This is a genomic window from Candidatus Nomurabacteria bacterium (assembly GCA_023898625.1).
Classification (GTDB): Bacteria; Patescibacteriota; Saccharimonadia; order Saccharimonadales; family JAGQNJ01; genus HK-STAS-PATE-36.
This window is the reverse complement of sequence record CP060231.1, coordinates 145668-158268: the sequence shown is the minus strand read 5'-3', so window position 1 is coordinate 158268 and position 12601 is coordinate 145668. Positions and strand designations below refer to the sequence as shown.

At 40.2% G+C, this 12601-nt stretch carries 9 protein-coding genes; all 9 read left to right on the top strand.

Features of this window, described 5'->3' with window-relative positions:
* The first annotated feature begins 9 nt into the window (after positions 1-9).
* The 9 genes from ftsA (at position 10) to rplU (ending at position 12568) form a co-directional block, all read left to right on the top strand.
* Positions 10-1248 carry a cell division protein FtsA gene (gene ftsA, locus H6793_00785; protein USN95692.1) on the top strand — a complete coding sequence of 413 codons (1239 nt, stop codon included), beginning with the start codon at positions 10-12 and terminating at the stop codon, positions 1246-1248.
* A gap of 117 nt (positions 1249-1365) precedes the next feature.
* Entirely contained in the window at positions 1366-2649 is a 1284-nt protein-coding gene (ftsZ, locus tag H6793_00780; GenBank protein USN95691.1) for a cell division protein FtsZ, read from the top strand.
* A 142-nt stretch (positions 2650-2791) separates the two neighbouring features.
* Positions 2792-3268: a transcriptional repressor NrdR gene (nrdR, locus tag H6793_00775; GenBank protein ID USN95690.1), complete on the top strand. Its 477-nt coding sequence runs from the start codon at positions 2792-2794 to the stop codon at positions 3266-3268.
* 142 nt (positions 3269-3410) lie between these two features.
* Entirely contained in the window at positions 3411-6182 is a 2772-nt protein-coding gene (locus H6793_00770; protein ID USN95689.1) for a vitamin B12-dependent ribonucleotide reductase, read from the top strand.
* Between the two features lie 87 nt (positions 6183-6269).
* Positions 6270-6536 carry a hypothetical protein gene (locus H6793_00765; protein ID USN95688.1) on the top strand — a complete coding sequence of 89 codons (267 nt, stop codon included), beginning with the start codon at positions 6270-6272 and terminating at the stop codon, positions 6534-6536.
* Positions 6537-6793: 257 nt separating this feature from the next.
* A complete protein-coding gene (locus tag H6793_00760) occupies positions 6794-7858 on the top strand; it encodes an adenine-specific methyltransferase EcoRI family protein (GenBank protein ID USN95687.1) in 1065 nt (354 codons plus the stop codon).
* 5 nt (positions 7859-7863) lie between these two features.
* On the top strand, positions 7864-8970 hold the full coding sequence (locus H6793_00755; protein ID USN95686.1) for a DUF262 domain-containing protein: 1107 nt from the start codon (positions 7864-7866) through the stop codon (positions 8968-8970).
* A gap of 239 nt (positions 8971-9209) precedes the next feature.
* The gene (locus H6793_00750) at positions 9210-12164 is read left to right on the top strand and encodes an isoleucine--tRNA ligase (GenBank protein USN95685.1); all 2955 of its coding nucleotides are present in this window, start codon (positions 9210-9212) and stop codon (positions 12162-12164) included.
* Between the two features lie 92 nt (positions 12165-12256).
* Entirely contained in the window at positions 12257-12568 is a 312-nt protein-coding gene (gene rplU, locus H6793_00745) for a 50S ribosomal protein L21 (protein ID USN95684.1), read from the top strand.
* Positions 12569-12601: the final 33 nt, after the last annotated feature.

Genomic DNA, 12601 nt, shown 5'->3' with positions numbered 1-12601 from the left:
ACTGCTTGCATGCGTGAACAGCCACAACATTATGTAGGAATAGATATTGGTACCAGCTCAGTGCGGTGTATTGTTGGTGTTATCGACCAACAAGATCAAAGTAAAGTGTCAATTATTGGTCATGGTTTATCTACAAACCTTGGTATGCGTAAAGGTGTTATTGCTCATATTGACGATGTTACCGATGCCATAATCAAAGCAATTAATCAGGCTGAGCAGGTATCTGGTGTACACATTCAAAGCGCAACAGTAAATATTAATGGGTCACATATAGCTGGATTAAATTCTAGGGGTGTAGTTGCAATAAGCACAGCTAATAAGGAAATAACAACTTCAGACGTTTCTAGGGTAGAAGAAGCAGCAACTGTTATAAAGTTACCCCCAAATCGGGAAATAATACAAGTTTTCGCGAAAAACTATAGGATTGATGGCCAGGATAACATTAAAGATCCAGTAGGGATGCAGGGGATTCGACTTGAGGTAGATACGCACATAGTTACGGCTTTAAGTTCTAATTTAAAAAATGTTGATCTCGTTCTTGAAAAAGCACATGTCAGGCCAACTAACTATACTGTTTCTAGCTTGGCATCAGCCGAGGCAGTGCTATCTAGGCAGCAAAAAGAATCGGGAACATTACTTATTGATATAGGCGCTGGAACCACCAATATGGTTGTTGTGGAGGATGGAGAGGTTCAATATGTAGGGGTTATTCCAGTCGGAGGAATCCATCTTACTAACGATTTGGCTATCGGATTAAAAACCGACCTAGATATTGCCGAAGCAGTTAAAGTTCAGCATGCAGGGCTTGGCGACCAGGCTAAGATAGGTACTATAAGTGTTAGTATTCAGAAAAAGAATTATAGTTTTGATGCAGATGAAGTTGCAATGATTACTGAAGCTAGAGTTGAAGAATTATTCGAGCTGATTAGTAAAGAATTGAAAAGAATTCATAAATCACAAAAGCTACCTGGTGGCGTAGTAATTGTTGGTGGTATGGCTAAAATGCCCGGTATAGCAGACTTTGCGCGCGAAAAGTTACAACTTGCAGCACGTATTGGCAAAGCTCAGCCCATAGGGGGGTTAATAGATACAGTTAACGATCCTGCGTTTGCTACTAGTATAGGATTAATGATATTAGATATCTTACTACTACCAGCAAGTTCGCAAAGATCAGGAAGTGGTCATGACAACGGAAATGTATTCGGTGTCTTAGGTGGTGTTTGGCACAAAATTAAGAAAAATAAATAATAAACACATAACTTATTCACAGGAAAAAACAAAAAATTCGTGTGTAGCATTGCAGTTGTTCAATCACTCGCGTATACTAAATTTACGTAAGCAAGAATAATGAATAGGAAATATTAAATGCCACAAGTTGAACCAGCTATTGAAACATTCGCAAGCATTAAAGTAGTAGGAGTTGGTGGTGCTGGGGGAGCAGCCATTAACCGTATGGTAGAGTCAGGTGTTGATGGTGTGGAGTTTATTGCAATCAATACCGATGCGCAGGCATTACATCACTCTAAGGCTACAAAAAAAATTCATATTGGCAAAGATGCTACTAGAGGACTAGGCGCCGGCGCAGATCCTTCTGTGGGTGAGCGCGCCGCTCAAGAATCAATAGATGAAATTCAAAAAGCAATTCATGGTGCTGATATGGTATTTGTTACGATTGGCGCCGGTGGGGGCACTGGTAGTGGAGCGGGACATATTGTTGCGAAGGTGGCTAAAGAAGAAAATGCTTTGGTTGTAGGCTTTGCTACCAAACCATTTGCTTTTGAAGGTGAAAAACGCCGAAAAAATGCGGAATCTGCAATCGATAACTTGCGCAGTGCAGTAGATACGCTAATTATTATTCCTAACGACAGATTATTACAAACAATCGATAGGCAAACCCCATTAATGGAGGCTTTCAAGGTTGCAGATGATGTTTTGAGGCAAGGTGTTCAAGGGATATCTGACCTAATAACCGTACACGGGCTTATTAACCTTGACTTTGCAGATGTTAAGGCGGTTATGAGCAATGCTGGCTCGGCATTAATGGGTATTGGTAGAGCTAGTGGCGAAGACAGAGCCGTAAAGGCAGCTCAACAGGCCATAGAGTCTCCATTGTTAGAAGTCTCGATTGATGGCGCTCGTGGTGTTTTGTTCAATGTTATTGGTGGCAATGATATGACTATGCACGAGATTAATACCGCAGCTGAAACCATCACAAATGCAGCTGACGGAGACGCAAATATTATATTTGGAGCAACAATAAGTCCAGATTTAGGCGATGAGATTATTATTACGGTTGTGGCAACGGGTTTTGATAGCTCGTATTTTGCTAACCGAAAAACGGCAAATATTGAAGAAAAGCCAACCAAAGCGAATAAGTCGAGTAGCCCCAAAGAAGATGAGGATATATCGAGTATAAATATGGACTTAGAGGACAAATCTGAAAATACGCACGATGTATCGGATTTTCATAATGATACGCCTATGCCAAATATTTGGGCGATAGATCACGAGAACGACAATGAGGCAACACAAAATCAGCCATCCGAAAACGAGGCAGAGCATATTGATGATGAGTTAGAAAAGCCCTCATTTTTACGCAGATTTAGAAAACGGAACAACCAAAAATCATCAGATAAGCACCCTGAGTAAACTTAGTCTAACGTAATAAATAATACAGCAGAAAATACTTGAATTACGCTACTTGTAGGGGTATGCTTGTAAGCATAGACACTATATATAGATTAAGTGTTCGTACATTATTAAACATAAAATTGCGAAATAGGAGTAAATAATGCGATGTAATCAATGTCAAAACGCCGACACAAAGGTGATTGAGTCGCGTGACGTTGCTGAAGGTGAATCTATTCGTCGTCGTCGCTCTTGTCAGAAATGCAATAATCGATTTACGACTTATGAACGTATTGAGTATCCTCAACTAGTAGTAATCAAACACAATGGTACGCGGGAGCTTTTTAATCGAGATAAGTTGTTAAGTGGGTTGCATAGAGCATGCGAAAAAACAACTATAACTAGTGTACAAATTGAGAAAATTGTTTCGAATGTAGAACAAAAGTTATATAGTTGTGGCGAACCCGATGTCTCTTCATCTAAGATAGGCGAGCTTGTTATGGATAACCTAGCAAACGTTAATGAAGTTGCATACGTTCGATTTGCTAGTGTGTATCGACGCTTCAAAGATATAGCTAGTTTTGAGCAAGAATTATCGCAAATACGTCAACATCAAACAGAGCAAGAAAAATCTGCATAGAAATACTGTAGTTTTTCTGGCTCCTCACAGCTCTTAATATGAGTTGAGAATTGTGAGGAGCTCAAACATCTATCATTGGTCGATAAGTGATATGATGAGGACTCTAAATAAAAACAAAATAACAATATAAAGTGAGGGTATTATGGGACAAACAACTACACTGGGTGTTGGTCGCTTCTTTACGAAGCCCAAAACTAAAGCATACGATCAATTAAAATGGGTAAAAAGAGACTCGATTATTAATAATCCGATAACAAACGTCAATGTTTTTGAACAAAGAGGCGTTGAATTTCCGGATGGATGGTCGGTTAACGCAATAAATATTGTTGCGCAAAAGTATTTTTCTGGAACCCCGGGTACTGATGAGCGCGAAAATAGCCTGCGTGATTTGATTAACCGGGTGGCCGACACGATAGTTAGACAAGGATTGCAAGAAGATTACTTTGAATCTAAAGAGGAAGCAGAAGATTTTAAGCAAGAGTTAAAGTATATTTTGGCAACCCAAAGAGCATCTTTTAACTCACCAGTTTGGTTTAATATTGGCGCTACGGATAGATCTCAACAGGCTAGTGCTTGTTTTATTTTGGGTATTGAGGATACAATGCCAGCAATTTTAAATTGGTATAAAGAAGAGGGAATGATCTTTAAGGGTGGGTCTGGTTCTGGTGTTAACCTGAGTCCAATTCGATCATCTGCAGAGAAGCTAGGCAAGAGCGCTGGTACGGCTAGTGGTCCATTGAGTTTTATGCGTGGCGCAGATGCTTCTGCTGGAGCTATTAAAAGTGGTGGCAAAACACGACGTGCAGCCAAGATGGTTATTTTAAACGCCGATCATCCAGATGTAGAAGAATTTATCTGGGCAAAGGCAATTGAAGAGCGGAAAGCTAGGGTACTGCAAGAATCTGGATTTGATATGAGCTTGGATGGTAAAGATGCATTTTCTGTGCAATATCAGAATGCCAACAATTCTGTTCGCGTAACAGATGAATTTATGCAAGCAGTGGTTGACGATGCAGACTGGGACCTAAAAGCGGTTACAACTGGTAAAACAGTTAAAACGATAAAGGCTCGTAAATTGATGCGCCAATTTGCTGAGGCGGCTTGGGAGTGTGCAGATCCGGGTATGCAGTTCGACACAACTATCAATAAATGGCACACTGCACCAAACGCCGGGCGCATTAATGCTTCAAACCCATGTAGTGAATATATGCACCTTGATAATTCTGCATGTAATCTTGCCTCCATTAACTTGCTTAAATATTTAAATAAAGACGGTACGTTTGATATAGAAGCCTTTAAGCATACCGTAGAGGTGATGTTTACGTCACAGGAAATACTAGTTGGTTATTCGGAATATCCAACAGAAGGTATAGGAAAAAATGCACGTGCCTACAGAGAACTTGGCTTAGGTTATGCAAATCTTGGGGCATTATTGATGGCACAGGGCTTGCCTTATGACTCTGATGAAGGTCGTGCTCAGGCTGCAACAATTACTGCGCTGATGACGGGTCATGCATATGCAACGAGTGCTAGGATCGCCAGAAGAGTCGGACCATTCAGTGGGTTCCATAAAGATCGCGAGGCAATGCTGAAAGTCCTTAAGATGCATCGCGCAGAAGTTTCAAATATTGACGCTGGTTTAGTGTCTGAAGATCTTTTGAGTGCCGCAACAGAGTCATGGGATGATGCAGTTGAGCTGGGGAATATGTTTGGCGTGCGCAATTCGCAGGCTAGCGTTTTGGCTCCAACAGGAACCATTGGTCTGATGATGGACTGCGACACAACAGGTATCGAACCAGACCTAGGTCTTGTGAAAGTCAAGAAGCTAGTCGGCGGTGGTACCATGCATATTGTTAACCAAACAGTTCCGCGAGCACTAAAAACACTAGGCTATAATAAGTCGCAAATTGACGCAATTATCGACTATATAGATACCGAAAAAACTATTATCGGTGCGCCACACATCAAGAAGGAGCACCTGGCTGTTTTTGCTTGTTCAATGGGTGATAATGCTATTCATTATATGGGTCATGTAAAGATGATGGGCGCCGTTCAGCCATTCTTGTCTGGGGCGATTAGCAAGACAGTAAATATGCCTGAAGATGTTAGCGTCGAAGATGTTGAGCAATTACATATAGAGTCATGGAAGCTTGGATTAAAGGCGGTGGCAATCTATCGAGATAACTGTAAAGTAGCCCAGCCGTTATCTATGGCCAAGAAAGAAGGATCCGAAAAAACAGAATCTGCACCTGTTCAGTCAAACGAAGATAAGATTGTAGTTAAGGGTGCCGTAAGACGAAAGCTACCACGAGTACGCGCCAGTAAGACCTATCACTTTGAAATTGCCGACCTGGACGGATACTTTACTGTTGGGGAATACGACGATGGTACACCAGGTGAAGTATTTGTGAACATTTCAAAGCAAGGCTCAACCCTGTCTGGATTAATGGATTCGTTTGCCATATCTATGAGTCACGGGTTGCAGTATGGGGTTCCACTAAAGAGTTATGTTAAGACTTTGCGTGGCACTAGTTTTGCGCCAGCAGGAATTACGGATGATGTGGATATTCGAACAGCTACTTCTATAACAGATTATATAGTTAGAAGATTAGCTCTTGATTATCTGCCATTTGATGATCGCTTAGAGCTTGGATTAGCGTCAATTGATGATATGCCAGAAGAGCAAACTTCGCTGATTGACGAACCAGAAGTTGATACAGTAGATTCAAAAGAAGTTGCTACGGAAACGATAAGCTTACCAATCGAAATGGTAAAACAGGCAAAAGCTAGTAATAAGCAAGCATCTATCAAGGATGATAATGCTCCACTTTGTTTTAATTGTGGCAACCAAACTCAGCGTTCAGGTAGCTGTTACGTGTGCACCAGTTGTGGTAGCACCACAGGATGTAGCTAGAAGACATAAATAGTAAGGTTCGGTGCTTAGGTAAAGTCGCACCGAACCTTACAGATAATTACAGTTATCTGTGGTACACTAAACTGTATGAAACTGATTGTGCTTTATCGACCAAATTCAGAATTTGCTCGAGGAGTTGAACAGTATGTACGCGAGTTTCACGATCGTACAGGCAAAGATATCGAGTTGTTAAATATTGATACTCCAGATGGAATCTCAAAAATGAAGCTATACGATGTGTTAGATCATCCAATTTTTTTGGCATTAGATAACGGTGGGTCTTTGTTGCAGAAATGGAGTGGAAATCCATTACCGTTAATTAATGAACTTTCAGCATATGGTGAAGTTAAGTAAAAACTTGTTAATTACCTCTGTTTATTGTAAACTGATTGTGTAAATACGTTCCAGTTTGGATGAGTGGCTATCAACCACGAAGTAGCAAGAAGAAAGTCGTTAGACAAGTAGACCTCGCCGGGTAAGCCCGTAACAGCCGTTAAATAAGAGCTAAAAAAGTGATAAGCACTTCTTTTAGAAATCGGATGGTACCGTCCTAGTACGCTGGGATTCCGATAGCTAAAAGGAGTGTTTTTAATTTTAGAAAGGTCGAATATATGGCTCAAAAAGTTCTGCAAAAAGCTAAACAGTCAAAAAAAGATGAGTTTTATACTCAGTCAAAAGACATTGAAGACGAGTTGCGATATTATAAAGCTCAATTTAAGGGTAAAACTGTTTATTGTAACTGCGATGACCCATATGAGAGCAATTTTTTTCGTTACTTTGTATTAAACTTTAAGCAGTTAGAGCTAAAATCACTGATTACGACCAGCTATAAGCCGTCGCCGATAGATGAAGTGCAACTAACACTATCTTTGGGGATAGAAGAGCCAAAAATGCCTAAACAAAAAGGTCGTCCAAAAGTTAAAGCAAAACGATTTGTTATCAATGATGTTGGTGATATTGATGGCGATGGAGCATACAATCTAGCCGATGTTGCCAAGCAACTTCAGATAAACAAAAACAACGAATGGGTGACACTTAAAGGTGACAAAGATTATCCAGCCGGCGATTTTCGCAGTAAAGAATGCGTAGCGCTACTAGAAAAAGCAGATATCGTGGTGACGAATCCACCATTTAGTCTTTTCCGCGAATATATCGCACAGCTGGTGGAGCACGATAAAAAGTTTTTGATAATTGGCAATAAAAATGCGATTACCTATAAAGAAACTTTCAGTTTGATAAAAGATAATAAACTGTGGTTGGGCTATCGTAATATCAATAGTGATATGTGGTTTGAAGTACCGGAGGATCAAGCTTATGAAAAGATGGTTGACGGCAAAAAAGTAAAGCACATTATGGCCTGTTGGTTTACTAATCTAGACACAACCAAACGACATGAAGAGTTTGAGATGTATCGTAGCTATACCCCAGAATTGTACCCGCACTATGACAACTATGATGCAATAAATGTTAATGTAGTGGCTGATATACCCAAAGATTATACAGGAGTGATGGGCGTACCGATAACTTTTTTGGATAAATTTAATCCCAGTCAATTTAAACTTTTGGGACAGATGGTAACAACAAAAATTGATGATTTTAACTTCGGATATCCATACTTAAATGGAAAGAAAATTTATGCACGTATTTTAATTAAAAACAAGAAAGTAGAGAAATAAGTATTATGAAAATTGATTTACATCGTATCAAAATCCGTGTCGCCCTTGCTGGCTTTCAGGACAATGCCGAACACGGCGTAGTTGCATATAATGGTGAACTTGATGTTCGCCCAAAATATCAGCGAGAGTTTGTTTATAGTGGCAAACAGCGTGATGAAGTAATTCGCACAGTTCGCCAAAACTTCCCGCTCAATGTCATGTATTGGATGGTGCGTGGCGACGGCGGTTATGAGGTGCTTGATGGGCAGCAACGAACGATTAGCATCGGACAATATATTAACGGTGATTTTTCGGTTGATGATTTATTTTTTCATAATCTAACTGCCGAGGAGCAAGAGGCAATACTTGAATACGAATTGATGATTTATTTTTGCGAAGGGACAGATAGCGAGCGATTAAAATGGTTTGAGGTCATTAATATCGCTGGCGAAAAACTAACTCCGCAGGAAATTCGAAACGCTGTTTATACTGGGACATGGCTATCGGACGCCAAGCTGAAGTTTAGTAAAAGTAACTGCGTAGCGTATCTGCTGGCTAGCGATGGTGGGCAATTGGTGGCGGGAGCACCTTTGCGTCAGGAAATCCTAGAAAAAGCTTTATCTTGGATAAATAAGGGCGAAATCCGTGACTACATGGCTCGTCATCAACACGACAAAAACGCCGATGAATTATGGCGATATTTTCAGGACGTGATAGCGTGGGCACGGCGGATATTCCCAAATTATCGGGGTGAGATGAAAAATGTGCCGTGGGGCGAGCTTTATAATGAGCATAAAGACGATGATTTGAATGCCGACGAGCTAGAGCGGGAAGTTTCTCGGCTGATGCAAGATGATGATGTTACTAGCAAGTCGGGGATATATTCTTATCTTTTGACGGGTCATGAGAAATATCTCTCGGTGCGTAGTTTCTCTGATCGGATGAAGCGTGAAGCTTACGAAAGGCAAAAGGGAGACTGTGTAGCTAGAGGCGCAGTGTGTGGTGGCAAGCATTGGGAGATCGGCGAAATGGAGGCCGATCATATTACGCCGTGGAGTGAAGGCGGCAAAACCGTAAGTGAAAACTGTCAAATGATATGTAAAGAGGATAATCGCAGAAAGAGTGATAGATAGGAACAAAATGAAATTTAAAATGGTTATAACGCCGAATCTTAAATACTCATCAAGCCTACTGCGTAAGGCAGCAGGCAGTAAGATTTTATTTATGGATGAAATACGAACTAAAGTACAACGTAAATTGGAAGGCAAGCAATGAAAAAACCCCGCAAGGACGCGCACGAGCGAGGTATTTTCAATATTGAATACTTCAATTATAACATAGCCATAAAATATAATCAACGAAAAGGAATGAGATGAAATTTAAATCAGGCACACGACGCAAGCCAATTGAATACGAAAAAGATATCATTAAGCAGTGGAAGCAGAATAAAACTTTTGAAAAATCGGTTGAGCAAAGGCCAGAGAATAAGCGGTGGGTGTTTTATGACGGCCCTCCGTTTTTGACTGGCACGCCTCATCACGGACATTTATTGGTTTCTGCCATAAAAGACACAGTTGCACGATACCAAACTATGCAAGGTCACCGTGTAGAGCGAGTTTGGGGTTGGGACTGTCATGGTTTGCCAGCCGAAGTGTTTGTAGAAAACCAACTAGGCATTAAAAACAAAAAAGAAATCGGCACCAAGATTAGTATTGCCGATTATGTGCAAGCTTGCCGAACGGCGATGGTAAAAACCGGTACCGAGTGGGAAGACACGATTGACCGGATCGGCAGGTGGGTAGAGTTTAAGGGTGCCTATAAAACTATGGATAACGAATACATGGAATCGGTTTGGTGGGCATTTAAAGAGCTTTATGAAAAGGGCAAGATTTATGAGGGTGAGAAAATTCTAATTTACTGCACCAAAGACGCCACGCCAATTAGTAAAAGCGAAGTAGCAATGGAAAATAGCTACCAAGTAGATACAGACCCAAGTGTATTTGTGTACTTTCAGATAGAAGATACCGATGAATATTTGCTTGCCTGGACAACCACGCCCTGGACTTTGCCAGCTAACGTAGCGATTGCCGTTAATTCGGCAATTGAATATTCGCTTGTGCAATATGGTGATAAAAAGTTTTACATTGCAACTGACGCAATAAAGAAAGTATTAACAGATAAAAAGCATCAACTACTAGATTTTAAAGTATTAAAAACAGTGTTGGGCAAAGAGTTAATTGGTCTAAAATACAGTCCGCTGTTTGAAAACCGCGGCCCAGAGGCCCATATTGTTTTAGAAGCCGATTTTGTTACAGCCGAAGACGGCACGGGAATTGTTCATGAAGCACCAGCTTATGGCGAGGAAGACTACGAGCTTTGCAAAAAAGCTGGTATTCCGATTGTGTCTATTGTTGACGAAAACGGTCATTACACCGAAGGGCGTTGGCTTGGCAAAAATATATGGGAAGTAAATAAAGAGATAGCAAAAACACTGGTAGCAGAGGAGAAAGCCCTCAAAGTAGAGTATATCCAGCACGACTACCCGCACTGCCATAGGTGTGGCACAAAGCTGATGTACCGTGCCCACCCCAGCTGGTTTATGGATATTCAAGCTCAAAAGCATGAAATGTTAAGTGCAACCGATAAAACAAGATGGGTGCCAAAAGTGCTGCAAGAAGGTAGGTTCCATAACATCATAGAATCTGCACCAGATTGGAACCTTAGCCGTGATCGTTATTGGGCAACGCCAATTCCGGTTTGGAAGGGTGTACGCACTGATGGAACGGAGGTAGTACGAGTTTTTGGTAGTTATGAGGAGTTTGCAAAAGAAACCGGTAAAAAACTGAACGATTACCACTTGCCAATGGTTATGGACGTAACTTTTGAGTGCGATGGTGTGCAGATGCGTCATATTGGGAAAGTGCTAGATTGTTGGTTTGAGAGTGGATCTATGCCATTTGCACAGTTTCATTATCCGTTTGAAAATAAGCAGCAGTTTGAAGACGGTTTTCCGGCTGATTTTATCACCGAAGCGATTGATCAAACTAGAGGCTGGTTTTATAGCCTAACAGCTGTAAATGTAGCTTTGTTTGGCAAGTCGCCATATAAAAACTTAATTTGTACCGGTTTTGTAATGGCGTCGGATGGTAGGAAGTTGAGTAAAAAACATAAAAACTATACTGATCCAGTTGAGCTTATGGATAAAGTTTCAGCAGACGCTTATCGTTTTACATTGATGACAAGTCCATTAACCAGTGGAGACAACTTTGTGCTTCAAGATAAAGACCTAAATGATGTTGCGCGTAAACTTGGTATGGTTTGGAATATGTACGACTTTTTCACAATGTATGCCGAGGTAGACAACTTCACATTTCCGTATGATGCTTCGTCGTCAGATGCGTTCCTCTTTCACGGTATGTCAAATACCGCTCAATCCGGTACTCCTGACTTCTCGTTTCATATCGGAACTGAGAAGTTGTTTCCGGTTGAAGTAGACATTAAAAAACTTAATAATCCTTTGGATATATGGATTATAAGCCGGGTACATCAGCTTATTAAAGAAGTTGGTCAAAATATGAGTAAGTATCAGTTAGCCGATGCAACAAGACTAATTTTGCCGTTTATTGATGATGCATCTAATTGGTATGTCCGCCGGAGCCGACGCCGGTTTTGGAAAAGTGGTGATGATGAGGATAAGAACGACGCTTATCGCACATTACACTATGTATTAGTGCAGTTAAGTATGATTTTAGCTCCGTTTACACCGTTTTTAGCAGAGGAACTGTATCAAAAATTAACAGGCGGTGAATCTGTACATTTACTTGACTGGCCAAAGGTTGGGCAAATAAATGAACAAGTGGTGGACGATATGCATAATTTACGAACATATGTGAACGAGGGCTTAAGCTTGCGGGCTAAAAATCAAATAAAAGTGAGGCAACCACTGCAAACAGTCACAATACCTGAAAACGGCAAAGTGTTTGATTTTAATGAAATTTTAAAAGAAGAATTGAATGTTAAAGAAGTAAAAAAAGGTGAATTTAATTTAGACCTAGAAATAACAACTGAGCTAAAAAGCGAGGGCTTAGCCAGAGAAGTCATAAGGCAAGTTCAAAACGCCCGCAAGGTAAAAGACTTAAAAGTTGATGCAAAGATAAATCTACTGCTTTCAACAGAAGACGATGATCTCATCAGTGCAATCAAAAGCTACAAACAGCAAATTTCTGAAGAAACTCTAGCAAATAAATTAACAATAAAAGACCCAACAAATAAAAGCTTGTTACCGGTTAAGATTGAACAGTACAAACTGATAATTGAAATAAATTAATAAATAACTATCAAAAACTTTAAGGGGTTTACAGGTTACAACATATCTGTTAAACTTGTTTAGTAAATTATAAAAAAGGTAGAAGTAAATTAATGAAAAAAGCAGTAATCGCCACCGGCGGCAAACAATATATCGTAACTGAAGGCGAAACTCTAGAAGTAGAGCGTATTAAAAATGAAAAGGCAAATATAAGCTTTACACCACTATTAATTATAGACGGAGACAAGACAATTATTGGTCAACCAGAAGTTGATGGTGCAAAAGTTACTGCAAAAATCGTTGAAGAAACTAAAGCCGATAAAGTAACCTCAATCCGCTATAAAGCTAAAAAACGGGTCAAGAAAGTTCGTGGTCATCGCCAAATCTTGACTAAACTTTTAATTGACAAAATAACAGCCAAATAAAAAAACTGTATTTAATAGTCTATTGTAAACAAG

Bases quoted from the DNA above. Each gene is read 5' to 3' on its own strand.
- H6793_00765 (USN95688.1), top strand. From the start codon at position 6,270: ATGAAACTGATTGTGCTTTATCGACCAAATTCAGAATTTGCTCGAGGA.
- nrdR (USN95690.1), top strand. From the start codon at position 2,792: ATGCGATGTAATCAATGTCAAAACGCCGACACAAAGGTGATTGAGTCG.
- H6793_00760 (USN95687.1), top strand. From the start codon at position 6,794: ATGGCTCAAAAAGTTCTGCAAAAAGCTAAACAGTCAAAAAAAGATGAG.
- ftsZ (USN95691.1), top strand. From the start codon at position 1,366: ATGCCACAAGTTGAACCAGCTATTGAAACATTCGCAAGCATTAAAGTA.
- rplU (USN95684.1), top strand. From the start codon at position 12,257: ATGAAAAAAGCAGTAATCGCCACCGGCGGCAAACAATATATCGTAACT.
- ftsA (USN95692.1), top strand. From the start codon at position 10: ATGCGTGAACAGCCACAACATTATGTAGGAATAGATATTGGTACCAGC.
- H6793_00770 (USN95689.1), top strand. From the start codon at position 3,411: ATGGGACAAACAACTACACTGGGTGTTGGTCGCTTCTTTACGAAGCCC.
- H6793_00755 (USN95686.1), top strand. From the start codon at position 7,864: ATGAAAATTGATTTACATCGTATCAAAATCCGTGTCGCCCTTGCTGGC.
- H6793_00750 (USN95685.1), top strand. From the start codon at position 9,210: ATGAAATTTAAATCAGGCACACGACGCAAGCCAATTGAATACGAAAAA.